The organism is Rhodococcus sp. Leaf233, assembly GCF_001426165.1.
Taxonomy (GTDB): domain Bacteria; phylum Actinomycetota; class Actinomycetes; order Mycobacteriales; family Mycobacteriaceae; genus Rhodococcoides; species Rhodococcoides fascians.
In genome coordinates this window covers 189,431-213,055 of sequence record NZ_LMRO01000011.1, presented here as the reverse complement: position 1 = coordinate 213,055, position 23,625 = coordinate 189,431, and the positions used below count along the sequence as shown (strand labels likewise).

The window sequence follows — 23,625 nt, the reverse complement described above, 5'->3', positions numbered from 1 at the left end:
GCCCGTTCCCGCTCGAAGTGCCCCTTTCCCACTATGACGTGCGCCGACTCCCATCGGTTCCCCGGCGAGCGGTAACGTCCCGATACGAAACGTCGGTAACAGACAACCGAGCAGCTCCACCAGCTACTCGAGAACGAGGAGTCCCATGCACATCGGAACGATGCTGAACTACAGCGGTGGTTTCACCGAGACCGTTGCCGAGGTAGCCGAACTCGAGAAGGCGGGCCTCGACATCATCTTCGTGCCCGAGGCCTATTCTTTCGACGCCGTCAGTCAACTCGGGTTCCTTGCGGCCAAGACGAGCACGATCAAGATCGCGTCGGGCATCTTCCAGATTTACACGAGAACGCCGTCGCTGACGGCCATGACGGCCGCCGGCCTCGACTACGTTTCCGACGGGCGCTTCGTTCTCGGACTCGGCGCATCCGGGCCACAGGTCGTCGAGGGTTTCCACGGCGTCAAGTACGACGCACCCATCGCCAGAACCCGTGAGGTCATCGAGATCTGCCGCCAGGTGTGGCGTCGAGAGAAAGTGCAGTATCAGGGCAAGCACTACCAGATCCCGTTGCCGGCGGACAAGGGAACCGGCTTGGGCAAGCCACTGAAGCTGATCAATCACCCTGTGCGCGAACGCATTCCGGTCGTCATCGCCGCTCTCGGACCGAAGAACGTCGAGCTCACCGCGGAGATCGCAGAGGGCTGGCAGCCCATCTTCTACTTCCCGGAGAAGGCAGCCGACGTGTGGGGCGAATCGCTGGCCGCAGGCAAGGCCAAACGCGATCCGTCACTCGGCGAACTCGAGGTGTTCGCCAGTCCCACCCTGGCCATCGGCGAGGACGCGGACAAGTACCTCCCCTGGGTCAAGCCGCACCTGGCGCTCTACATCGGCGGCATGGGAGCCAAGGGAAAGAACTTCTACAACTCCCTTGCTCAGCGCTACGGCTACGAAGCCGAGGCCGAGAAGATTCAGGACCTGTACCTCGCCGGCAAGAAAGAGGAAGCAGCAGCGGCGGTTCCGGACGAGCTCGCGCGTTCAGTGAATCTCATCGGACCGGAGAGCTACGTCAAGGAGCGCGTGGCAGCCTTCGCCGAAGCCGGCGTGACGACACTCAACGTCGCACCGTTGGCCGAGGACACCGCAGGACGCGTCGCGCAGCTCACCGCCTTGCGAGAACTCACCGCCTGACGATCGGACACTGCCTGACGATCAGACCGCCGCGACCCGGCCCGCCAACTCCTCGGCGAGCCGGGTCGCGACGTCGAGTTCCGACGCTTCCACCATCACTCGCACGAGCTGTTCGGTCCCGCTGGGACGCAACAGAACTCGCCCCGATTGGCCGAGCTCGAGCTCGGCGACGGCCACGGCGTCCGACACCGACGGTGCCGACGCCACCGCAGCTTTGTCCGAGACACGTACGTTGATCAACACCTGGGGCAGCGTGCGCATCGGCGACGCCAGATCCGCCAGGGTGCGTCCGGTCCGGGCCATCCGCTCCATCACACGCAGCGCGGTCGCGATCCCGTCGCCGGTCGTCCCGATCGCGGGCAGTACGACGTGCCCGCTCTGCTCACCGCCGAGCGCGTACCCTCCGCGGCGCAACTCCTCGAGGACGTATCGATCACCGACTGCGGTGGTGCGCAACGTGATTCCCGCTTCGCGCATCGCGATGTGGAGCCCGAGGTTGCTCATGACGGTGGCGACCAACGTGTTGTCGGTCAGCGTGCCGTTCTCACTCATCGCGATGGCCAGCACAGCCATGATCGCGTCCCCGTCCACCACCGCACCGGAGGCATCGACGGCGAGGCAGCGGTCGGCGTCGCCGTCGTGCGCGATCCCGAGGTCGGCCCCGTGCTCGACGACAGCCTTCTGCAGCCCTTCCAGGTGCGTCGAACCACACCCGTCGTTGATGTTCAGCCCGTCGGGCTCGGCGTTGATCGCCACGACCGTCGCACCGGCCCGGCGGTAGATCTCCGGTCCGACCGTCGAGGCTGCACCGTGCGAGCAGTCCACCACGACGGTGACACCGTCGAGTCGGTGCGAGAGCGGTGCGACGAGGTGCTCGGCATAGAGCTCGGCAGCGTCGGGAGCGACGTCGATGCGACCGATGGCAGCGCCGGTCACATCGACCGGCTTCTCAGTGCGGCCGTCCACCCCGAGCAACGCCTCGATGCGATCTTCCATGTCGTCGTCGAGCTTGTGCCCGCCTGCGGCGAAGATCTTGATTCCGTTGTCGGGCATCGCATTGTGCGAGGCGGAGATCATCACGCCCAGCGCCGCGCCGTATTCGCCGGTGAGGTAGGCGACCGCGGGGGTCGGCAGCACGCCCACGTCGATCACGTCGACACCCGAGGCAGTGAGCCCGGCCGACACTGCGGCACCGAGCATCGAACCGCTGATTCTGGGGTCACGGCCGACGACCGCTGTCCGTCGACCACCGTCGACATCCGGTGCCAGCACGGCGGCGGCAGCCCGGGCGATGGTCATGGCGAGCTCTGCCGTCAGGACCCCGCCTGCGAGTCCCCTCACTCCGTCGGTGCCGAACAATCGCGCCATGAATGAAGACCCCTTCGAACAGAGAGAACATCGTCGGAAAATGCCTCGAGGGCAGGCATCCGATCTTGCTGGAGCCTGCCCTCGAGGATGGAACGGGTAAGACGCGTCAGCGCTTGGAGTACTGCGACGCCTTACGGGCCTTCTTCAGGCCGTACTTCTTGCGCTCGACCGCACGCGCGTCACGCGTGAGGTAGCCGGCGGCCTTGAGAGCCGGGCGATCGTCCGGGGTGAGCTCGATCAGCGCACGCGAGATGGCCAGACGCAGCGCGCCTGCCTGTCCCGACGGTCCGCCACCGTGCAGCAGTGCCACGATGTCGAAGGACTCCGCGCGGTCGACCAGCACCAGAGGAGCCTTGATCAGCTGCTGGTGCACCTTGTTCGGGAAGTAATCCTCGAGGGTGCGGCCGTTGAGCTTGAATCCACCGGTGCCCGAGGACAACCGAACACGAGCGACGGCTTCCTTGCGGCGTCCGACGGTCTGGATCGGGCGATCGAACACGATGGGGGCCGGAGCTGCAGCAGCTTCGATTTCCGTGGCCACCTCGGGATCTTCCACTGCCACGAACTCGTCGGCGGCGATCTCTTCGATGTTCTCCTGCGACGTCACGTCATTTCCCTCCGGCGCCGTCACTGGGACACCTGCTTGATCTCGAACGGAACGGGCTGCTGAGCGGCATGCGGGTGGTTCGGTCCCGCGTAGACCTTCAGCTTGCTCGCGATGGCATTTCCGAGCTTGTTCTTCGGGATCATGCCGACAACGGCCTTCTCCACGAGACGGTCGGGGTTGTTCTCGAGCACCTGACGCGTCGAGCGCGACTTCAGACCGCCCGGATGGCCGGAGTGGTGGTGGTGGAACTTGCCATCGAGCTTGTTGCCACTGATGGCAACTTTCTCGGCGTTGATGATGACGACGAAGTCGCCACCGTCGACGTTGGGTGCGTAGGTGGGCTTGTGCTTACCGCGGAGCAGTGTCGCGGCCTGGACGGCGAGGCGTCCGAGCACGACGTCCGTGGCGTCGATCACATGCCACGTCCGGGTGGTGTCCCCGGCCTTCGGGGCGTAAGTAGACACAGAAAATTCCTGTCTTCATGATGTCGCTGCTGGCCAAGACGTGTGGATGCCCTCGGCGGCCAGTTGAGACCCGAGGACAAGAGCTCTGCGCATCGAAGAAATGCGGCGAGCCCATACACGCCAACGGGGAACGATACCGGGAGCCGGCACCCAGGTCAAAACGCCTCCGACGCGGAAGACCGGCTCAGGACAGGCGAACGCACCGCACACAGCGGCGGGCCGCAGGCAATGCCTCGAGCCTGATCGCCGGTATCGACTCTCCGCACCGCTCGCACGTGCCGTACGTCCCGAGATCCCACCGCGTGGACGCGGCGTCGAGCTCGCGCATCTCGGACTCGGTGTCGGAGATCAGGGCCGCGATCTTGGCACGCTCGAAGGCGATGGTGGAACCCTCCGGGTCGTGTTCGTCGTCGTCGGTGGTCCACCGGCTGCCTTCGATGACCGACGCGAGCTCGTCGCGAAGGGAGTGCAGGCGGTGTTCGGCGCGAGAACGCTCGGCATCGATCGCCGTCCCGAAATCCGTCATCCGTCCAGTACACACCGCCACCGCAACCCACGCCAGGTGCCGCGCCCCTCGACAGTCGTATGCCCCGACCGACAAGTGCCGATCGGGGCATACGACGCTCGTGGTCGACGGTCAGCGCGCCATGCGCGCCTTGTTCGCCATCTCCACCCCGTGCATGGCCTCGCCGCCGGTGCGGGCGGCCGCGACGAGGCTCGACAGAATGAGATTGAGCTCGTCGGATGCGGAGTTCCACTGACGCTGGAGTTCGTAGTAGGACGTCATCGCGTCGCCCTCCCACGATTCGTAAAGTCTCTTCGCAGTGCCGTCGACGTCGGCGAGAAGGTCTTTGGTCACGTTCGCCTGCTTGTTCATCGCCTCGGTCAACGCCGCGATCTGAGCGAAGTCGTACTTCATGTCGAATCAGTCTCCTAGATAGAGCTCGGTCGTGTGGTCGGCCGTTCGGTGGCCGGTTGTGCCGTCAGTTGAACGTGGTCAGTCCCGAACCAAGCGATCCCGCCACCTGGTTCACAGCCGCCACGTTGTCGTCGTCCGCATCGGAGTAGCCGTGGCCGTTGGTCTTGATGTCCGCCGAGATCTGCTCGAGCGCGCTGCGCATCTTCTGGGCACTGGTGTCCCACTGCGACATGACATCCTGAAACGACTTGCCGGCCTTGCCCACCCATGCCTCGGCGGTCTGCTCGACGATGGAACGCACGGCCGAGTTGGACGCATCGATCGACACGCTCAGGCCCTCGATCGTCGCCCCGGCAGCAACGAGCTCCTGCGGTGTGACGGTGACGCCGTTCGACGAACCCATAGATTCCGGTCCCCCTGGATATCCCACTTCGACTCCTCTGCTTCGATTTTCGTATCCACATACGCCCGCGGCGCACATGACGCTCGACCGAGGGACCGCGTGCGGCCCGCTCACTCCCCTACATCTCCTTGGACGCAGCCACCCCTCGGTTCGGTTCCGGCATACGGTGAAAATCTGCGCGGCGGCCTCAACGCATCGGCACGATCTCCAGAGTCTGGGTGGCCAGATCACATTCGGTGTCGATCGCGGACGAGTCCGGTCCCTCGAACTGACAGCCGATGCTCACCTGCACATCCGATTCGACGAGCACACGCCACAACACAGTGGACGCATCGGCCGGCCGCTCGACGTACGAGATCCCCACCCGACCTCCGAAATCACGGGCAGGCTCCAGCGATCCGATCGGGGAGTCGGGTCCACGCGCGTCGACTGCCGCACCGAGCTCGGACGCAACCTGTTCGAGCGTCGAGCCGGGCACCAGTTCCTGCACTGTGACGACGATGCGACGCTCGGGTGCTGTCGGCGGAATCAACACCATCCGGGCCGGGTCCTCCATCCTGGTCCAGGTCGCCGGTAGTCGCAGCGACGCCCGGCCCGAGACGAACGTCGCCGACGGGATCACCGACGGTGACTCGCTCGTCGCCGATACTGCTGTCGCCGAGGTCGTTTCGGTCGTGGGGGCGGCTTCGGTTGCGGGGGTCGTTTCGGTCGTCGACACCGCCTGGGTGGCAGGCACCGCGAACGGCGGCGAGGTCGCGACGGCCACCTCTTCCGGAGACCGAAGGACGAACGTCAGTGCAACGACACCACCGGCAACGATGACCGATGCGGCCACCGCACCGAACGCTCGAACCGGCAATCCGCTTCTTCGCGGAGGTGGCACCGCGACGGTCACTTCGTCGAGCCATGCCGCCGAGCGCCCTGCCGCGGCTCGCCCTGGCGGGGCAGTCTCCACCTCCGCTCCCGCACGTCGATACAGAGACCTGGCGACGTCGAGTCCGGTCAGCCATCGTGCCGGATCTTCCGCAGCGGGGCTCGAGCTCGAACCCGACTCCGTCACGATGAAAATGTCCTCGGGACATTGCGACACCGACGATCGAAGGTAGTCGTCGGCTCGTCGTCGCCAGCTGTCGTCTCGTTCTCCGACAGCAAGTACTGCACCGATGTCGCCGCCGTGAGTTCTTGCCTCGTCCACCAGGACGACCGTCGTGTCGAGGGTCCCCACTTCGATCACCACCGCAGCAGCCGGTGCGCGTTCTCCCGCCGACGCGACCGCGGCGATCGCCGTCTCCACGACGACGACCTCGCTCGCCGACGTGGCGAACACGCCTCGGAGGAGCTCTCGACGCTCGTCGCCCCACGTCGAGGGATACGCGATCTCGAGCAGATCGAGTCGGTCGTGTATCCCGGCTCCCTGCAGCGCCGACCACACGATCCCGTGCAGGACTTCGTCGCGATCCCACACTGCGCCGCCCACGAGGATCGATCGATCGTCGAGACACAGCAGCGGAGGGACCTCGGTGTCCGCGCCCGCCCGCCCGAAGACGAGCCGACCACCCTCCGATACCGCGTATGCGGATCCGACGTGTTCGCGTGGACCCTGCAGCGTCGCACCGGACGCGACGACAGAAATCTCCGAATGACTCAGGTGCACAGCCGCGTAACGCCACTGTGGCCTCGTCAACTCGAGTGTCCGAGCTGCACGAGCGCGGGGCCGGACCGATCGACGAACACTCCACGTCCGGGCGGCATCGGGCTCGGACGCACGGTGCCGATCAAGCTCCCCTCGTCTCGGCTCCCGCTCATGACCAATCCCGGAGTCACCAGGTCGCGTAGCCGCCCGATCACCGGGTCGAACAGTGCCCGCCCCGCCCCGCCCGAGCGACGCGCCACGATGAGGTGCAGTCCGATGTCCCGGGCGTGTGGCAGATGCTCGACCAAGGGAAACAACGGGTTTCCGGACGCGGTGGCCACCAGGTCGTAATCGTCGACGACGACGAACACCTCGGGCCCGTCCCACCACGACCGCTCTCGGAGCTGCTGCTGGGTCACGTCCGATCCCGGCATGCGCCTGCTCATTCTGCCGGCGAGATCGACGATCATCGCCGTCAACGTCGCCTGCGCGGCCGCATAGCCGGCCAGATGCTCGGAATCGACTGTGCCCAAGAGAGTTCGACGGTAGTCCGCCACGATCAGTTTCACCCGATCGGGTGGGTTCGCATCGACCAAAGATCGACAGATCCCCCGCAGCAGGGACGTCTTCCCGCATTCGCTGTCGCCGAAGACGACGAAGTGTGGGTTCTCGGCGAAGTCGACCGTCACCGGAGCCAGCTCGGCCTCGTCGATGCCGATCGGAACTCTCAGTTCTGCAACGGTGCCGCGGTCGCGAGGCCAGGTGCCACCGAGTCGATCGAGCACCTCCGACCGTTCGAGCATCTCCGGCAACATGCGGACCGGCGGGGCAGGCGGCCCCGTGGACGCTGCGGCGATCGCGGTGACGGACTCTGCCACAGCTCGGGACAGGTCGGCCACCGATCGACGGTCGTCGACCCGAGGCAGTGCGATCTGCAGGTGGAGACCGTCCTTGGTCATACCCCGGCCCGGTCGGCCCTGCGGCACACTGGCGGCTTTCGTTCGGCCGATGTCCGAGTCCGACGGATCTCCGAGTCGCAGCTCGAGCCGGGTCCCGATCAGATCCTTCGTTGCGGGCCTCACTTCTGCCCAGCGAGAGGCCGTCAGAACGAGGTGCAGACCGAATGCCAGTCCCTGGGTCGTCAGCGTCGCGATCTGTTGTTCGAGACTCTCGAAGTCGGATCTGATGGATTGCCATCCGTCGATCACCAGGAAGACGTCGCCGAACCGGTCGTTCGCATCGACCGGTTGCATCGCCCGCAGCCGCCGGAACTCGACCATGGAATCGATGCCGCGATCTCGAAAAGTCTTCTCCCGCTGACGAACGACAGCCGCGACCTCGGCCACGGTCCGGCGCACTCGGTCGACGTCCAATCTGTTGGCCACCGATCCGACGTGCGGTAGTTCGGCCAACCCGGCCAGCGTTCCACCCCCGAAGTCCAAGCAGTAGAACTGAACCTGAGCGGGTGTGTGCGTCATCGCCAGAGCCATGATCAGCGACCGAAGGGCCGTCGATTTCCCCGACTGCGGAGCCCCCACGATCGCGACGTGCCCGGCTGCACCGGACAGGTCGACGGTGAGCAGATCCCGCCGCTGATCGAACGGCCTGTCGATGATGCCGATCGGAGCACGAAGTGTGCTCAGCGCATCGACGCCGCCGCTCAGTACCGACCGAGGCAGTAAGCGGGTCAGTGTCGGTGCCTTGTCCAACGGCGGTAGCCATACCTCGTGGGCCGGCATACCGCGGCCTGCGATTCGGCCGATGACGACGTCGAGAACGGTCGCGCCGGTGTCGTCGTTCTCGACCGGATCCGGTTCGGCCACCGGCTCGACACGGACGTCGTTCTCGATGGGATCGACCACGACCGGATATGCGGTGAACGGCCTCGGACGGATATCGACGCCCTGCGCGGCGGGTGCCCCCGCACTCGAACGTGGCGGAACGTACGGTCCGGACACGTAGGCCGCAGCGAAGCGGACGATCTCGGCCGAATCGCACTTGAGATAGCCGGCACCGGGCTGAGCCGGCAGGTGGTACGCGTCGGGAACACCGAGAACAGAACGTGACTCGTTGGCCGAGAACGTTTTCAGACCGATTCGATAGGACAGATGACTGTCGAGTCCGCGCAGCTTGCCTTCTTCCAGACGCTGACTGGCCAACAACAGATGCATGTGCAACGAACGTCCGAGCCGCCCGATCGCCACGAACAATTCCGCGAATTCCGGTTGTTGACTGAGCAATTCCGAGAACTCGTCGACCACCACGAACAGAGCGGGCAACGGCGCCAGAGCAGCTCCCGCTGCGCGCGCCTTCTCGTAGTCGGACACATTGGCGAAGTTTCCGGCCGAGCGCAGCAACTCCTGCCGACGGTTCATCTCGCCGGCGAGGGCATCACGCATCCGGTCGACCAGAGCCAGGTCCTCGGACAGGTTGGTGATCACGGCCGCAACGTGCGGCGCGGCCTCGAGCCCCGCGAAGGTCGCCCCGCCCTTGAAGTCGACCAGTACCAGGTTCAACTGCTGCGGGGCGTGGGTGGACACCAACCCGAGAACGAGCGTACGCAGAAACTCCGACTTACCCGAACCCGTTGCGCCGATGCACAATCCGTGTGGACCCATGCCGTTCTCGGCAGACTCCTTCAAATCGATCTCGACCGCGCTGCCGTCGGGTGCGACGCCGATGGGTACCCGCAACCGGTCTCGACCGCGACGCACTGTCCACGCTCGATCCGTATCGAGCGCACCGACGTCGGCTATTCCGACGAGGCTGTTCCATCCCGACACTGCGGCCCCGTCGTCGGTGACGGTATCGACAGCGGAGGGCGACGACGGCGCGCGATACGGAGAAAGGCGTCGAGCAACGGCGTGTGCCTCGGTGGTGCTCATCGCGTCCGCCACGGCGAAGACCTCGACTGCCGTGCCGCTGACCGCACCGATCGAGCCGTTCTCGACCACCAGCTGGAGCCCGCGACTTGCCGCCAGTCGCGTGCACAACCCGGACAGGTCGACGATGGTGACGGAATCGAGGCCGGTGTCGGTGAGGTCGGTCGAACGGTTGGCGACCAGTCCGCCGTCCACCACGATCACCAACTGCGTGACCCCACTGTTCACCGCCCCACGTGCGAAGCGATTCCGCATCGACAGGACGTCCCCCAGCGCGCTCTCGAGCTCGAGGACACTGCCGAAGATCATTCGCGCAGAACCTGCACCGTCTCGCAACACGTCGTGTTGTGTGTGCGGCAGCCACTTGGTCCATTCCCACTGCTCCACGGTGTCGGGGCCGCAGACGACGGCCACCGCGAGGTGGTCCGGTCCGTGGAAGGTACAGAGATAGGCGACCATCGAGCGCACCATCGCGCGAGCGGCATCGCGATCCCCGGCTACCGACAGAGCGGCGAATCCCCTCAGCGACACGGCAATCGGCAACTCGGCCACCACCGAGTGCGCTCGCACGAATCGGCGCAGCGACACCGCGGACACCGGTTCCAGCTCTTCCACAGGTCCGGTCTCGGGAGGCACGAGTCGGGTCGCCAAACGCTGATCACCGAGCCCGACCCGCACGTGCGCGAAGTCGGCGTCCTGAGGCCGACGTTCCCACATACGGTGCGTTCCGGCCGTCGACCACAGAGTGCCCGGATCCGGGTGGCTCCACTCGAGTGCCCTGCGCTGATCTCGCTCGGTGTCGGCGACGTCTCGTCGAAGCTGGTCGAGATACCGCAGATAGTCCTTACGGTCCTCGTTCGCCTCGGCGGTACGTGCTCCCCCGGACTTACCCCCGCCGGCCAACATGCCCACCATCGACATCAGCATCATGGCTGGGAACATCAACATCATCGGGTTCGCTGCCGCACCGGAAGTGAACATGAGCGCAACCATTCCGACCATGGCGGCGACCATCACCAGCGGCATCAGCTTCATCAGGAGATTGCCGGGTACCGCGCGCGGCACGGGAGGCGGCGGTTGAAGTACGACCTCGCCGCCCGGTGACCGAGGTACTTCCCGGCGCGCGCTGCGAACGAAGCGCACGGTACTCATCGATCAGCCCCCACGGCCGCGCCCCCACAACTGCATTCGCGGCGACCTCCCCCCGAGGCCGCGTGGACGACAGGCTAACGCATGCACAACCGGAGGGTCCACCGTTGCATCGAAGCATCGGGATACAGAAATAGAACGGCACCGCATTCGGTTGAACGAAGAATGCGGCTCCAAGGCCGCACATGTTCGACGAACGAAAGGTCGGCTTCCGTGTCCGTACCCCTGTCCATCCTCGATCTCGCACACGTGGGCGAGGGCGAAACAATCCGAGACAGTTTCGACGCCAGCGTGACGCTCGCCCAGCATGCCGAGAACTGGGGTTACCAGCGCATCTGGTACGCCGAACATCACAACATGAAGACGATCGCATCGTCGGCGACATCGGTGTTGATCGGGCACGTGGCCGCACACACGAAGCGAATTCGACTCGGCTCCGGCGGGATCATGCTTCCCAACCACGCGCCGCTCACCATCGCCGAGCAGTTCGGCACGTTGGCCACGTTGTTCCCGGACAGGATCGATCTCGGACTGGGCCGCGCCCCCGGCAGCGACCAGGTGACCATGCGCGCCATGCGCCGCGACCCGGCGTCCTCGGACCGATTCCCTCAGGACGTCCAGGAGCTGCAGGGGTACCTGTCCCAGCAGTCCCTCGTCCCCGGGGTCAGTGCCACGCCGGGTGCCGGCACCGAGGTGCCGCTGTACATCCTCGGATCGTCTCTCTTCGGCGCACAGCTCGCGGCAGCCCTCGGCCTGCCGTACGCATTCGCATCGCATTTCGCGCCCGACGCACTCGAACAGGCCGTGGAGATCTATCGCCGCGACTTCCGTCCGTCGGCGCAGCTGTCCGAACCTCACCTCATCGTGGGCGTCAACGTGATCGCCGCGGACACCGTCGCCGAGGCTCAGGCCCAGTTCCTCCGCACCAAGAGAAGCCGCGTGAGCCTGCTGCTCGGACGGGGTCGCACCTTCACCGACGAAGAAGCCGACATGGTGCTGGAAGCACCTGCGGGGCAACAGATCTCGAAGATGACGAAGTACTCGGCCGTCGGGACACCCGACATGGTCAGGGAGTACCTCGACCGATTCGCCGAACGCACGGGAGCAGACGAGTTGATCGTCGCCTCGGGCGTCTCCGATCGTCGATCCTGGCTCAGGTCGTTCGAGCTGCTGGCCCAGGTGAGCGAGCTGGTTCCTGCCTGACTGCTGAGACCAGGTCTCGTCGGAGGCGACGAGCGGTCGAGTGTCGGCGTGATGTCGTAGGGTGTGGACGCACGATGCCCGGGGGGCGGGCATCGACAGTGCACTGCACGCATCCGGGGGGATATCCATGACACGCGCCGACAGCCGTCCCGCAACGACGAACACACCGTCCGACGCAGCCGAACCGACCATCGCATCGGACCCGGCCCGACGTGCGCAGGGGCTGCGTGCCGTCTTCGCCCAGGACGTGTGCCGGGTGACGGTGTCGGCGAGGTCGACCCAAGTGGATATGGCACTGCCCGTCGACGTTCCGGTGTCGCTGTTGATTCCGGGGATCGTCGACATGATCGCGTCACGAGCGGAACCTGCGGAAGGACCGGGTCCGGTCGGGAGCCGGACCGCGGACTCCGGATCCGACGGGTTGTCGGGGGCCTGGACGCTGTCCCGTATCGGACGTCCGCCGCTACCGTCGACGTCCACGCTGTCGGAACTGGGCGTACGTGACGGCGACCTGCTGGTGTGGGGTATCGCCGAGCGTCCGGCACCGACTCCGTTGTTCGACGATCTCATGGATGCCGTGGCCCGTTCCGGCACCGACGACGTCGCTCAGTGGACCGCGCGTACTGCACGCACGGTCGGTTCGATCATCACGGGCTCAATGGTGCTGCTCGCCTGCGGAATCGTTCTGAGTGACCCGGTTCGATCCGGTGCCGAGAACACGAGCAGCCCGGTCGAGGCAGTCGCCGCGGTCACGGCCGCGGTCCTGTTCGCCGTTGCGGGGATGATCCTCGTCCGGCTGTACGAGCAGGTGGCCGTCGCGGTGCTTTTCGGGGGATGCGCTTCGGCGCTGATGTTCACCGGTGGAACTCTGTTCGTGCCCGGCCAGTTCGGGGCAGCTCACGTGATGTTGGGTTCGGCCATGGCCGGCTCGATGGCGCTGTTGTCTCTGCGAATCGGCGGTGCCGGGCTCGCCGTGTTCACCGGGTCGATCGTGCTGGCAGTGTCGGCGTTCGCCGCGGCGGCCTGCGCGTTGTTCACCGTGATGACGCCGGCGGCCATCGGTACCGTCGCAGCACTGGTAGGTCTGACCGGAATCGCCGTGTCGGCCCGACTGTCGATGATGCAGGCGCGGCTTCCGTTGCCTCCGGTCCCCACCGCCGGTGCCCCACTGGACACCGCCCAGGAGGCAGAGCTCGATTCGATGTCGTTCGCAGATCTGCAGGTGGCAGCCACGCGCGCACGGAGCTACCTGACGGGATTGCTCACGGCGTTCACGATCGTGGTGGTGATGGGAGTACTCGCTGCGGCGGCGAGCGACACCGCGACCGGTTCCGGGTGGCCCGGCATCGCCCTCGCCGCACTGTGCGCGCTGGTGCTACTTCTGCGCGGACGCACGTATGCCGTTGTGACACATGCCGTCCCACTCGTCGGTGGTGGTGCGGTCGTCCTGTTCTCGCTCTCGGTCGGGGCAGTGATCACATTTCCGGACCGTGCACTCGAGTTGTTCGGCGCGGCGTTGGCCGCCGCCGTCGTCGCATCCGTGTTCGGAGCCCTGGTTCCGACCCGCAACTATTCGCCGGTGATGCGGCGATCGGCCGAACTGGCGGAATACGCCGCGATCGCCCTCGTCATTCCGATCGCAGTATGGGTGTGCGGTCTGTACAGCGTCGTCCGCGGACTGTGACCGCGCGCCGGCGTCGAGCGAACACCGTTGCCGCGCTCACCGTCCTGACCCTCACCTACGAAGCCCTGATGGGACCGTCCTTCGCGCACGCCGAACGCCCGCTCATCGATCCGGTGCAACTGCCACCGCCCAGCCCTCCCGCCCCTTTGGAACCGACCGAGCAGAAGAACGCGTGCGCCGTCCCCTCCGAAACGATCGACGCCCAGGAAATTCCGACGGCGCAACAGGCACTCGACTTCGCGTCCGTGTGGCCGATCACTCGTGGAGCCGGTCAACTGATTGCCGTCATCGATACGGGCGTCACGCCTCACCCACGTCTGCCGGGTCTGATTCCTGGGGGCGACTACGTCGGCACCGCCGACGGATTGTTCGACTGTGACGCGCACGGCACGATGGTGGCCGGTCTCATCGCCGCGCAGACAGCCTCGGGCAGCGGTTTCGCCGGCGGCGCTCCGGACGCCCGCATCCTGTCGATCCGTCAGTCCAGCAACGTGTTTCAAGTCGTGGACAACAGGACCGACCAGGAGAAGTCGACCGAACCCGAGAACGCTGCCGGGTACGGAAACGTACGGACGATGGCCATGGCAATCCGGACGGCGGCCGACGCAGGCGCATCGGTCATCAACATCTCCGAAGTGGCGTGCGTACCGGCCGGCGCAGGCGTCGCCGACGGCCCACTCGGCGCAGCAGTGGAGTACGCCGTTCGCGAGAGAAACGTCGTCGTCGTGGCCGCGGCGGGCAACTTCGGAAGCGACGCGTGCAGGGCACAGAACCCCATGCCCGACCCGGTCCGGCCCGAGGCGGACCCGTGGGAAGGGTTTGCGACCATCGCGACACCTGCCTGGTTCGACGACGTGTTGACCGTCGGTTCGGTCGAGTTGGACGGTTCGCCGTCGTCGTTCAGCCTGGCCGGACCATGGGTGGACGTGGCTGCTCCGGGCTCCAACATGACGTCGCTGTCGCCGGCGGGCAACGGCCTGGCCAACGGCATTCGGGGCACCGACGGCGTAGTACCGATGACCGGAACCAGTTTCGCCGCACCGCTCGTCGCTGCGACAGCGGCACTGGTGCGGGCGTACAGGCCCGATCTGTCCGCTCTCCAAGTGATCGACCGCATCGAGCGAACAGCTCATGCGCCGGCCGACGGATGGAATCCGTCGGTCGGCCACGGTGTCGTCGATCCACTCGCTGCAGTAACCGACGTCGTGACACCGACGCAGCGAACCGTCCCCGCAGATGCGGTCGCGATCGGTGCGCCGCTCCCACCGCTCGCCGTCGATCATCGGCCCCGCGATGCGGCGGTGGCCGGGTCGGTAGTGGTCGCGGTGATTCTGGGCCTCGGAACGGCAGTCTCCATTCCCCTGCGCCGACGACTGTGATCGGCTCGCCCACTCACCGGGACTACTTGGACGGAAGCGCAGCTGCCTGCGGGTCCGCCGCGACCCCGTCGTGCATGGTCAGCGCCTGACCACGCCCCAGAGTCGGCCCGCTGCCCAGCAACTGCAGAATCTGCCACGGTGCAGGAGCCGGAAGTCCGAAGCCCAATGCCGACGCTGCATCCGCACCCTCGACTCCGTAGCGAACTCCCGTGTCGGCGACGAAGAAGACGCTGTCCTGACGGGTACTGGCCGTCGAGATACCGGTGCTTCGAACGAATCCGCCGCTACCCGGCGACAGATGGACCTGGTCGACCGAATCACCGCCGCCGTCCGCCTGAGCCAGTTCCACCGGTGAAGCGGTGGTATCGAGTGGCAACGACCGTCCTGCGGATTCGACCAGCTGCGCAGTCGGACCACCGTCGGCGACATCGAGTGGTGACCAGGTCAGACACCCGACGGGCCTCCGGCCCGAGTCGACGATGTCGGGAGTCGTCGGCGGGAAGGTCGATACGTCGAGCCCGGACATCGTCTTGGGAGCGTCGGCCAGGACGTCGGGATTGACGGCCGCGATGTCGGGGCTGCCCTGCGAGTCGGCGAACTTGACGAGTAGGGCTGCGGTTTCGCTGATGGCTTGGATGCCGTCCTCGAGCACGACGTAGTACCGAACGTCGCGGCCGGCAACCTTGACCACGGAGCCGATAGGCCGGTTGTCGAACGGGTAGGCGGGGATCTCACCCGCTCGCGCTATGAACGGAGCCGTCACCGCAGGCGACTGCGGTACCGCGTTGAGCAGACCGGCACTGACCGGCGTCGGCGTCGCATCCTCGAGGCCCAGCGCACGAACGACAGCTCTGTCCGCCAGATCGACCGGCGACTTGGTGCCGTCGTGGACGAGATACGCCGCACCGCCCGAAGTCCACAGGAATGCCTCGGATGGGCCGAGCGCAGCCGCGTTCTCGCCGTAGCGGGGCTCCCCCACGATCACTGTCGTGGACGTGACGCCGGCGATCGGATCGACGGTGTCGCACACGGTCCACGACTCGGCCTCGCCGTCCGGGTCGTGCGGCAACGCCGACGGGGCACCGGGAATTCCGACCAGCGCACCGCGAGGTCGCGACGCCAGTTCCGACTCCTTCACCGTCACAGGGTTGTCGGGCCTTCCCACGATCAACCGCGCCGAAGCCAGGTTCAGCACCGGATGGAACACGCCGTCGACGCTGACGAACATGGCGGCCGACTCCTTACCGACCACGATCGACGCGTCGCCGATCTTGTCCTGAGGCCGAAACAGCGCCAGGGCAGCGCAGCCCGCCAGACCCACGCATGCGACGACGACACCCACCATGAGCGCGCGCGACTGCGACTTCATCGGGTCGTGCAACATCCGCGCGTCGCGCCTGATGAGGGCATGTTCCATTCGTCGGACGAGAAAGCGGTATCCGCCGACCTGCCATTTCGTCGTCGGAGTAGATGCCACGATTCCTCCCCAGGATTGTGCCGACCCGATCCCCCATCGGGTCACGCGACACAGTACAGTTCGTCCGCACCCATCGGCGACCGCGTCGGCGACGATCGATCGGGCTGCAACCTTCGGGGGGAGGGTATGTGATGACGCGTTCGAGGAGACGACGGCGCACGTCGGTCGTGTCGTTCGCCGTGCCAACTGTTCGAGGGTTGCTCGCGGCCGAAATAACTACTGTGACAACAACTCTCGCACTACTCGCGACCGACATGCCCGTCGAGTGGACGCTCACCGCCGCAGCGACGGTGTCGCTCGTACCGTTCGTCGCCTTTCGGCGAACGTCGATCGCCGGCTGGCTGGTCGTCGCTCTACGCTTCGGATCCGGCCGAGTCCCTGCCGTCGGGGTGACAACAGAACATGTCGACCCCGACGGCCGGCCCGTCGGTGTGCACTGGCAGCGCGATACCGTCACGTGCACCGTGGAGATCATTGCACCGGAACACGACACGACGGTGCTGGCGCGAACGCGAGCCGACACACGACACACGCTGCCCATCGAGGCGTTGACGTCGTGCTTTCGGCAGCACGACGTCGAGGTTGCCGCAATCGACATCGTCGCGCTCGGGTTTCGAACCGCCGACGGTTCGGTGGCCACCGACGTGTACGAGGGCCTCATCGGCCCGTTGCCCGCCGTCGCGCAGCGGACGGTGTGGGTGTCCGTCACTCTGGACGTACGGGCCAACGCCCGGGCGATGGCAGCGAGGGGCACGGGCCGGACGGGGGCGGCCCGAACCGCGGTCGTTGCAGCCCTCCGCATTGCACGCGCCTTGGAATCTCATGGACTGTCCACACGGCTGTCGACGGCCACAGAACTCCGAGCCGCGGCATTGCACCTGAGCCGCGGTGTCGACACCGACGACCTGACTCAGGTGTGGTCCTACGCTCCATTGCCCGGCGTCGCGAGTACGGGTTACGGAATCGATTGCAGCACAATCACTGTCGAGGATCTTTCGGCCTTGTGGGCGACACCGTCGCTGGGTACGACCATGTCCGTTCACCTGCGCCCCACCGACGAGCCGAGCCGCGTCCGCGTTCGTGCGTCGTGCAGATTCGCTGCGCGAGAGGCAATCTCGAGGCCCGATGTTGCTTCACTGACCTCGATGGCCGGACGTCAACGAGACGGCATTTTCGCTCAATTGCCACTGGCTGTGGCAACACACTCGGCAGTGATGCCGGTCGGAACCCTCTCGACCTCCGCACTGCAGGCCTGGGCGTTCCCGGTGAGTGGTTGCGGCCAACTACTGGGATCGGATACGAACGGAAACGGTGTGGCAGTGCGAATCTTCGGGGCGAACCTGCCGCGGGTCAGCATCGTGGGCGAGCTCTACCTCGCCCAACAGCTTCTGTTCCGAGCCGTGGCGATCGGAGCGCGAGTTGTCGTCAGAACGGACAGACCGCACGCCTGGGGAGCCCTCCGCGACGCCATCGGGGAGCCCGAGCGGTTTCTGGTCGACAGCGACCACACACGGGTGCGGCCCTCGTACGACGTCGTCGTGGTCGACTTCGCAGACGGCTCCATCTCGCTCGATCACCAATCTGTCCCCGGCGTCACTGTGATCTCGCTGACCGAGCACGAACCGCCGCATGATCCGGCGGCACCCGGGCCGACCCGACAGAGATTCGCCGCGACACTGTCGATCGTTCAGCCGCGTGCGTCCGGTGACCGTATTCGGGTGCGTTCGGGTCCCATCGACATCGAACTGACGCTGGTCACCATTCCGCAGGAAACGGCGTTCATCGGTCGACCGAGAAGTCTTCGACCCGCCGTCCGAGTCTGACAGTGTCAGCCGGGGTACCGGACGCGCGCCCGCGCGCTCGACACTGCGCCGGCCCACCACTCGAGTTGGTCGAGCAATCGCCCCAAGGAGTCGACAGCAGCGGGATCGTCGACACCACCGGCCTCGTCGAAACGCCGACGCACGCGATGGAGTGATACCGAATCCCGTACCGACACCATGTGTAGCTCTGCGGCGATGAGGCGCAGTTGCTCGGTCGCTCGCACACCACCCGCCAGACCGCCATAGGAAACGAATCCCACTGGCTTGGAACGCCATTCGTACTTCACCGTGTCGAGCGCGGTCTTCAGCGAGCCGGGCACAGCGTGGTTGTACTCGGGAGTGACGAGGACGAACGCGTCGGCCTCGCCCACGATGCGGGTGAAACGTTCGGAGCCCTCGCTCGACGTCAAGCTGTTCGGGAGATCGAAGTCCGCGAGATCGACATCCACAACCGTGAGAGAGTCGCGCGCCGACGCCACGCTGCGTACCCAGGCTGCGACGGTGGGGCCCACCCGCCCCTCCCGAACGCTGCCGGTGACCACCGCTAGACGTATCGGCTGGATCGTGTCGGCACCGGACCCGGCGCAATCGTCGCTCATCCTTCTCCTCCACAGCATTCGTCGCCGACGATTGCCGGTCGAGTCTCCCGGGTGGCAGCATTGCGCGCGGCCAACATGTCGGCGGGTGGATAGTCGACCCGCACCAGGGCAAGTCCGTGAGCCGGGGCCACTGCCACCTCGCTCGCGCGTTCTCGACGACCGAGCAGAGAACGTGCCCAGTCGGGGGTTCGTCGTCCTTCACCGACGGCCTGCATCGCCCCGACCAGACTGCGCACCATCGACCAGCAGAACGCATCGGCTCTGACGTACGCGGTCAGTCGATCCCCCTCGCGTTCCCAGTCGAAGCGCTGCAGTTCTCGCACTGTCGTGGCACCGTCTCGCCTCTTGCAGAACGCAGCGAAATCGTGCAGTCCGATCAGTGCCTGCGACGCCTCGCGTACCGCGTCCAGATCGATCGGCCGCGGCCAGGACACGACTCCGGCGACATCCAGAGGATCGACGCCGTAGAGCGCTGTGCCGAATCGGTACTCGTAGTGACGGCGATATGCCGAGAACCGAGCGTCGAAGTCGGGCGAGACCTCCGTTATCGCACGAACCCGGACGTCGGCGGGAAGGAAGCGCGCCATTCTTCGAATCAACCGGTCGTGCTCGTCCGGCACACCCACCGCGTCGAAATGTGCAACCTGACCGGTCGCGTGCACTCCGGCGTCGGTTCGACCGGCAACCGTCAGCTCGACCGGTTGACGGAGCACAGTGGAGAAAGCCTCCTCGAGCACGCCACACACGGTTCGGATACCGGGTTGCCGAGCCCAGCCGGAGAAGTTCGTGCCGTCGTACGAGATGTCGAGCCGATATCTGGTGGGGACCGACAAAGCGGGCCCGCCATCTCCTGAGGAAATGGCGGGCCCGCTTCGGTCGTGCTCGGAGCTCACAAGGACTAGTCCTTCTTCGCATCCTCGGCCTCGGGGGCGTCCGACGCGTGAGCGTCGTTGTCCTCGATGCCTTCGATGACTGCGTCGGCGTTGGCCACCTCGGCGTCGGTCGCGTCGGCTTCGACAGCCTCGACGACGTTGTCGTCTGCCGTGTCCTCGGCCGGAGCCTCGGTTGCGGCGGGAGCAGCCTTCGATGCCTTCACGCGGCGTGCGCGGTCGGCTTCGTTGGACACCGTCTGCTCGTTGACGAGCTCGATGATGGCCATCGGCGAGTTGTCACCCTTACGGGGGACGGTCTTGATGATGCGCGTGTAGCCACCGTCGCGATCGGCGAAGAAAGGCCCGATCTCGGCGAAGAGCTTGTGCACGACATCTTTGTTGTTGATCGTCTTGAGAACCTCACGACGATGGGCCAGATCACCCTTCTTGGCATGGGTGACGAGCTTCTCGGCGTGGGGACGAAGGCGCTTGGCCTTCGACTCGGTGGTGGTGATGCGGCCGTGCTCGAAGAGTGACGTCGCCAGGTTGGCCAGGATGGCCTTCTGGTGTGACGCCGACCCGCCGAGACGGCGGCCCTTGGTGGGCTTGGGCATGATGAATCTCCTAGTAAGAGCTCCAGCGAGCTGATTACAGCTGTTCTGTCTCGGCGTAGTCCTGCTCGGCGCCTTCGGTATCGCCGAAGGAGCCTGCGTCGGTGTCACTCCACGTGCCCGTGGTGGCGTCGTAGCCAGGCACGGTGCTCGGATCGAACGACGCGGGGCTGTCCTTGAGGGAAAGGCCGAGCGAGTGCAGCTTGACCTTCACCTCGTCGATGGACTTCTGCCCGAAGTTACGGATGTCGAGCAGATCGGACTCGGTACGACCAACCAGCTCACCGACGGTGTGAACACCTTCGCGCTTGAGGCAGTTGTAGGAACGAACCGTCAGGTCCAGATCCTCGATGGGGAGTCCGAAGGATGCGATGTGATCGGCCTCGGCGGGCGAGGGTCCGATCTCGATGCCTTCTGCTTCGACGTTCAGCTCACGGGCGAGGCCGAAGAGCTCAACCAGGGTCTTGCCCGCCGAAGCGAGCGCGTCCCGCGCGGTGATGGAATTCTTGGTCTCCACGTCGAGAACGAGCCGATCGAAGTCGGTGCGCTGTTCGACGCGGGTGGCCTCCACCTTGTAGGTGACCTTGAGCACGGGCGAGTAGATCGAGTCGACCGGAATACGGCCGATCTCGGCACCCGATGCCTTGTTCTGAACGGCGGGGACGTAGCCGCGACCGCGCTCGACGACGAGCTCGATCTCCAACTTGCCCTTGTCGTTCAGGGTCGCGATATGCAGATCCGGATTGTTCACCGTGACGCCGGCCGGAGGCACGATGTCGCCTGCGGTGACAGCGCCGGGGCCCTGCTTGCGGACGTACATGGTGACCGGTTCGTCTTCTTCGGAGCTCACCACGAGTCCCTTGAGGTTCAGGATGATGTCGGTGACATCTTCCTTGACTCCGGGAACGGTGGTGAATTCGTGGAGGACGCCGTCGATACGGATGCTGGTGACAGCAGCGCCGGGGATCGACGACAGCAGGGTGCGGCGGAGCGAGTTGCCGAGTGTGTAACCGAAGCCGGGCTCGAGCGGCTCGATGACGAATTTCGAGCGGTTGTCGGCGATGACCTCTTCGGTCAGCGTCGGGCGCTGTGAAATGAGCATTCTGTGTTCCTCCTGTACGGGCGTCCGCTATTTGACGCCCACGTGTGGAGGCGAAGACGCATGTGAGCCTCGCGGGGAGACTCACATGCGTGCTGCGCCTTACTTCGAGTAGTACTCGACGATGAGCTGCTCCTGGAGCGGCACATCGATCTGTGCGCGCTCCGGCACCCGGTGAACCAGGATGCGAAGACGGTTGGGGACGACCTGCAGCCACGGAGCCACCGGACGATCGCCGTAGCTCTCACGGGCGATCTGGATCGGCAGGGTCTGCGCGGACTTCTCGCGGACATCGATGATGTCGTACTGCGAGACGCGGTAGCTGGGGATGTCCACTCGCTTGTTGTTCACGAGGAAGTGGCCATGGGTGACCAGCTGGCGTGCCTGACGACGCGTACGTGCGAGACCCGCACGGTAGACGACGTTGTCGAGGCGAGTCTCGAGGATGGTCAGCAGGTTCTCACCGGTCTTGCCGGCGGCCCTGTTGGCTTCCTTGTAGTACAGACGGAACTGCTTCTCCATGACGCCGTAGGTGAAGCGAGCCTTCTGCTTCTCCTGCAGCTGGAGCAGGTACTCGCTCTCCTTGATCCGCGCGCGGCCGTGCTGGCCGGGCGGGTAGGGACGACGCTCGAACGCCTGGTCGCCTCCGACGAGGTCGACGCGCAGACGACGCGACTTGCGGGTGATAGGACCGGTATAACGTGCCATTTTCTAAACCTTTCCTTCCCGCTAGACCCGACGCCGCTTGGGCGGACGGCAGCCGTTGTGCGGCTGAGGGGTGACATCGGAGATGGTGCCGACCTCGAGGCCTGCGGCCTGAAGTGAGCGGATCGCGGTCTCACGGCCGGAGCCGGGACCCTTGACGAACACGTCGACCTTCTTGACGCCGTGCTCCTGAGCCTTGCGCGCAGCGTTCTCGGCTGCGAGCTGTGCGGCGAACGGAGTCGACTTGCGCGAGCCCTTGAAGCCCACGTGTCCCGAGGACGCCCACGAGATGACGTTTCCGGCGGGGTCGGTGATCGACACGATCGTGTTGTTGAACGTGCTCTTGATGTGCGCAGATCCGTGCGGGACGTTCTTCTTGTCCCTGCGACGCGTCTTCTGCGCCTTCTTCGGACCGGTACCGCGTGCTTTGGGGGGCATTACTTCGCCTTCTTCTTGCCGGCAATGGTGCGCTTGGGTCCCTTACGGGTACGCGCATTGGTCTTGGTGCGCTGTCCACGGACGGGCAGACCACGACGGTGGCGAAGACCCTGGTAGCAGCCGATTTCGATCTTGCGTCGGATGTCGGCCTGCACCTCGCGGCGCAGATCGCCCTCGACCTTGAGGGACTCGTTGATGTAATCGCTGAGCTTGCGCAGATCGTCGTCGCCGAGATCCTTGCTGCGCAGGTCGGGGCTGACGCCCGTTGCTGCGAGAATTTCCTTGGAGCGGGTACGGCCGACGCCGTAGATGTAAGTCAGTGCGATCTCCATGCGCTTTTCGCGCGGCAGATCCACACCTGCGAGACGTGCCATGTGGCATTTCCTTTTCTTGTCCGGAGGTCTGCTCCCAGTCCGTCCCCTGTGTCCTTCTCACCGCTGGGGTGGGAAGCGTCTTTCAACAAACTCAGTGGGGCCCCGGCCTCCGTGCCGGGGGTCTGCCGCAACGCGTGTGTTGCGGTTGGTGCTGGGAGGTCATCTTCTAGCTGTTGCCAAGCCGACGTGCGTGATGCTCGGTGGTTATCCCTGACGCTGCTTGTGACGCAGGTTGTCGCAGATCACCATGACGCGCCCGTTACGACGAATCACCTTGCACTTCTCGCAGATCTTCTTGACGCTCGGCTGAACCTTCACGTCGTTGATCTCCTGTGTGTAGCTCGGACGCGCTGCGAGCAGCGGACCGAGCATGGTTCTCCCCGACCGGACATGGCCGAGGAAGCTCTTACTTGTAGCGGTAAACGATGCGTCCACGCGTGAGGTCGTAGGGCGAAAGCTCTACCACGACGCGATCCTCGGGAAGGATGCGGATGTAGTGCTGACGCATCTTTCCGCTGATGTGGGCGAGTACCTTGTGGCCGTTTTCGAGCTCAATGCGAAACATCGCATTGGGCAGCGGTTCGACAACTCGGCCCTCTACCTCGATAGCACCGTCTTTCTTGGCCATATCCTCCGCGATCCTGGCTCTCACACCTGGTTGATTGCATCTGTTTCCGTTACCGTGATGCCCACTGACCGACTCCTCGGAACCGAGTCGGAGTATCGCCGGAGGGCCGCACAGCCCTCGAG

At 65.5% G+C, this 23,625-nt stretch carries 23 protein-coding genes; 5 read left to right on the top strand and 18 right to left on the bottom strand.

What is annotated here, in order from left to right; genetic code table 11:
- Positions 1-145 precede the first annotated feature (145 nt).
- Positions 146-1,186 (top strand): LLM class F420-dependent oxidoreductase, encoded by a 1,041-nt coding sequence (locus ASH04_RS19000; protein WP_027496347.1) that lies wholly within the window; start codon positions 146-148, stop codon positions 1,184-1,186.
- A 21-nt stretch (positions 1,187-1,207) separates the two neighbouring features.
- Here ASH04_RS19000 and glmM read toward each other — a convergent pair whose 3' ends face one another.
- The 8 genes from glmM to eccCa form a co-directional block, all read right to left on the bottom strand.
- Entirely contained in the window at positions 1,208-2,554 is a 1,347-nt protein-coding gene (gene glmM, locus ASH04_RS18995; RefSeq protein WP_057474242.1) for a phosphoglucosamine mutase, read from the bottom strand.
- Positions 2,555-2,660: 106 nt separating this feature from the next.
- A complete protein-coding gene (gene rpsI, locus ASH04_RS18990) occupies positions 2,661-3,185 on the bottom strand; it encodes a 30S ribosomal protein S9 (RefSeq protein WP_027496345.1) in 525 nt (174 codons plus the stop codon).
- The gene (gene rplM, locus ASH04_RS18985; protein ID WP_027496344.1) at positions 3,182-3,625 is read right to left on the bottom strand and encodes a 50S ribosomal protein L13; all 444 of its coding nucleotides are present in this window, start codon (positions 3,623-3,625) and stop codon (positions 3,182-3,184) included. The genes rpsI and rplM overlap by 4 nt, the downstream gene beginning before the upstream one ends.
- A gap of 184 nt (positions 3,626-3,809) precedes the next feature.
- Positions 3,810-4,151, bottom strand: a complete 342-nt coding sequence (locus tag ASH04_RS18980; protein WP_027496343.1) for a TraR/DksA family transcriptional regulator — start codon at positions 4,149-4,151, stop codon at positions 3,810-3,812.
- Positions 4,152-4,262: 111 nt separating this feature from the next.
- Positions 4,263-4,544: a WXG100 family type VII secretion target gene (locus ASH04_RS18975; RefSeq protein ID WP_032365622.1), complete on the bottom strand. Its 282-nt coding sequence runs from the start codon at positions 4,542-4,544 to the stop codon at positions 4,263-4,265.
- 64 nt (positions 4,545-4,608) lie between these two features.
- On the bottom strand, positions 4,609-4,947 hold the full coding sequence (locus ASH04_RS18970) for a WXG100 family type VII secretion target (RefSeq protein ID WP_032365623.1): 339 nt from the start codon (positions 4,945-4,947) through the stop codon (positions 4,609-4,611).
- Between the two features lie 187 nt (positions 4,948-5,134).
- Positions 5,135-6,631, bottom strand: coding sequence for a type VII secretion-associated protein (locus tag ASH04_RS18965; protein WP_155291361.1), 1,497 nt, complete (start codon positions 6,629-6,631; stop codon positions 5,135-5,137).
- Positions 6,628-10,614 carry a type VII secretion protein EccCa gene (gene eccCa / locus ASH04_RS18960; RefSeq protein WP_057474241.1) on the bottom strand — a complete coding sequence of 1,329 codons (3,987 nt, stop codon included), beginning with the start codon at positions 10,612-10,614 and terminating at the stop codon, positions 6,628-6,630. The genes ASH04_RS18965 and eccCa overlap by 4 nt, the downstream gene beginning before the upstream one ends.
- Positions 10,615-10,824: 210 nt before the next feature.
- On the opposite strand from eccCa, the gene ASH04_RS18955 reads away from it, so the two are divergent.
- The 3 genes from ASH04_RS18955 (at position 10,825) to mycP (ending at position 14,877) form a co-directional block, all read left to right on the top strand.
- The gene (locus ASH04_RS18955) at positions 10,825-11,814 is read left to right on the top strand and encodes an LLM class flavin-dependent oxidoreductase (protein WP_027496339.1); all 990 of its coding nucleotides are present in this window, start codon (positions 10,825-10,827) and stop codon (positions 11,812-11,814) included.
- A gap of 127 nt (positions 11,815-11,941) precedes the next feature.
- Positions 11,942-13,498 carry a type VII secretion integral membrane protein EccD gene (eccD, locus tag ASH04_RS18950; protein ID WP_057474240.1) on the top strand — a complete coding sequence of 519 codons (1,557 nt, stop codon included), beginning with the start codon at positions 11,942-11,944 and terminating at the stop codon, positions 13,496-13,498.
- On the top strand, positions 13,459-14,877 hold the full coding sequence (gene mycP / locus ASH04_RS18945; RefSeq protein WP_052061448.1) for a type VII secretion-associated serine protease mycosin: 1,419 nt from the start codon (positions 13,459-13,461) through the stop codon (positions 14,875-14,877). The genes eccD and mycP overlap by 40 nt, the downstream gene beginning before the upstream one ends.
- A 22-nt stretch (positions 14,878-14,899) precedes the next feature.
- Here mycP and eccB read toward each other — a convergent pair whose 3' ends face one another.
- A complete protein-coding gene (gene eccB / locus ASH04_RS18940; RefSeq protein ID WP_057474304.1) occupies positions 14,900-16,354 on the bottom strand; it encodes a type VII secretion protein EccB in 1,455 nt (484 codons plus the stop codon).
- Between eccB and eccE the strand changes: the two genes are divergently transcribed.
- Positions 16,348-18,177, top strand: coding sequence for a type VII secretion protein EccE (gene eccE, locus ASH04_RS18935; protein ID WP_082519332.1), 1,830 nt, complete (start codon positions 16,348-16,350; stop codon positions 18,175-18,177). The genes eccB and eccE overlap by 7 nt on opposite strands.
- A gap of 5 nt (positions 18,178-18,182) precedes the next feature.
- On the opposite strand, the gene ASH04_RS18930 is transcribed toward eccE, so the two are convergent.
- The 9 genes from ASH04_RS18930 to infA form a co-directional block, all read right to left on the bottom strand.
- Complete coding sequence (locus ASH04_RS18930; RefSeq protein WP_052053792.1) at positions 18,183-18,776, bottom strand: NADPH-dependent FMN reductase; 594 nt, start codon at positions 18,774-18,776, stop codon at positions 18,183-18,185.
- Positions 18,773-19,669: a tRNA pseudouridine(38-40) synthase TruA gene (truA, locus tag ASH04_RS18925; RefSeq protein WP_057474239.1), complete on the bottom strand. Its 897-nt coding sequence runs from the start codon at positions 19,667-19,669 to the stop codon at positions 18,773-18,775. Before truA ends, ASH04_RS18930 begins: the two co-directional genes overlap by 4 nt.
- 5 nt (positions 19,670-19,674) lie before the next feature.
- Positions 19,675-20,262, bottom strand: a complete 588-nt coding sequence (gene rplQ / locus ASH04_RS18920; protein ID WP_027496333.1) for a 50S ribosomal protein L17 — start codon at positions 20,260-20,262, stop codon at positions 19,675-19,677.
- A gap of 34 nt (positions 20,263-20,296) precedes the next feature.
- Entirely contained in the window at positions 20,297-21,361 is a 1,065-nt protein-coding gene (locus ASH04_RS18915) for a DNA-directed RNA polymerase subunit alpha (RefSeq protein WP_027496332.1), read from the bottom strand.
- 99 nt (positions 21,362-21,460) lie between these two features.
- The gene (gene rpsD / locus ASH04_RS18910; RefSeq protein ID WP_008718223.1) at positions 21,461-22,066 is read right to left on the bottom strand and encodes a 30S ribosomal protein S4; all 606 of its coding nucleotides are present in this window, start codon (positions 22,064-22,066) and stop codon (positions 21,461-21,463) included.
- A gap of 21 nt (positions 22,067-22,087) precedes the next feature.
- On the bottom strand, positions 22,088-22,501 hold the full coding sequence (gene rpsK, locus ASH04_RS18905) for a 30S ribosomal protein S11 (RefSeq protein WP_027496331.1): 414 nt from the start codon (positions 22,499-22,501) through the stop codon (positions 22,088-22,090).
- Entirely contained in the window at positions 22,501-22,875 is a 375-nt protein-coding gene (gene rpsM, locus ASH04_RS18900; RefSeq protein WP_027496330.1) for a 30S ribosomal protein S13, read from the bottom strand. The genes rpsK and rpsM overlap by 1 nt, the downstream gene beginning before the upstream one ends.
- 204 nt (positions 22,876-23,079) lie before the next feature.
- Positions 23,080-23,193, bottom strand: a complete 114-nt coding sequence (rpmJ, locus tag ASH04_RS18895) for a 50S ribosomal protein L36 (protein WP_025347279.1) — start codon at positions 23,191-23,193, stop codon at positions 23,080-23,082.
- 88 nt (positions 23,194-23,281) lie between these two features.
- The gene (infA, locus tag ASH04_RS18890) at positions 23,282-23,503 is read right to left on the bottom strand and encodes a translation initiation factor IF-1 (RefSeq protein ID WP_005140011.1); all 222 of its coding nucleotides are present in this window, start codon (positions 23,501-23,503) and stop codon (positions 23,282-23,284) included.
- Positions 23,504-23,625 lie beyond the last annotated feature (122 nt).

Coding starts and splice junctions, on each gene's coding strand:
- rpsD (WP_008718223.1), bottom strand. CDS start 22,066: ATGGCACGTTATACCGGTCCTATCACCCGCAAGTCGCGTCGTCTGCGC.
- eccCa (WP_057474241.1), bottom strand. CDS start 10,614: ATGAGTACCGTGCGCTTCGTTCGCAGCGCGCGCCGGGAAGTACCTCGG.
- mycP (WP_052061448.1), top strand. CDS start 13,459: ATGGGTGTGCGGTCTGTACAGCGTCGTCCGCGGACTGTGACCGCGCGC.
- rplQ (WP_027496333.1), bottom strand. CDS start 20,262: ATGCCCAAGCCCACCAAGGGCCGCCGTCTCGGCGGGTCGGCGTCACAC.
- ASH04_RS18975 (WP_032365622.1), bottom strand. CDS start 4,544: ATGAAGTACGACTTCGCTCAGATCGCGGCGTTGACCGAGGCGATGAAC.
- eccD (WP_057474240.1), top strand. CDS start 11,942: ATGACACGCGCCGACAGCCGTCCCGCAACGACGAACACACCGTCCGAC.
- ASH04_RS18970 (WP_032365623.1), bottom strand. CDS start 4,947: ATGGGTTCGTCGAACGGCGTCACCGTCACACCGCAGGAGCTCGTTGCT.
- infA (WP_005140011.1), bottom strand. CDS start 23,503: ATGGCCAAGAAAGACGGTGCTATCGAGGTAGAGGGCCGAGTTGTCGAA.
- rpsM (WP_027496330.1), bottom strand. CDS start 22,875: ATGGCACGTCTCGCAGGTGTGGATCTGCCGCGCGAAAAGCGCATGGAG.
- rpsK (WP_027496331.1), bottom strand. CDS start 22,501: ATGCCCCCCAAAGCACGCGGTACCGGTCCGAAGAAGGCGCAGAAGACG.
- eccE (WP_082519332.1), top strand. CDS start 16,348: ATGCCACGATTCCTCCCCAGGATTGTGCCGACCCGATCCCCCATCGGG.
- ASH04_RS18930 (WP_052053792.1), bottom strand. CDS start 18,776: ATGAGCGACGATTGCGCCGGGTCCGGTGCCGACACGATCCAGCCGATA.
- ASH04_RS19000 (WP_027496347.1), top strand. CDS start 146: ATGCACATCGGAACGATGCTGAACTACAGCGGTGGTTTCACCGAGACC.
- glmM (WP_057474242.1), bottom strand. CDS start 2,554: ATGGCGCGATTGTTCGGCACCGACGGAGTGAGGGGACTCGCAGGCGGG.
- ASH04_RS18915 (WP_027496332.1), bottom strand. CDS start 21,361: ATGCTCATTTCACAGCGCCCGACGCTGACCGAAGAGGTCATCGCCGAC.
- ASH04_RS18980 (WP_027496343.1), bottom strand. CDS start 4,151: ATGACGGATTTCGGGACGGCGATCGATGCCGAGCGTTCTCGCGCCGAA.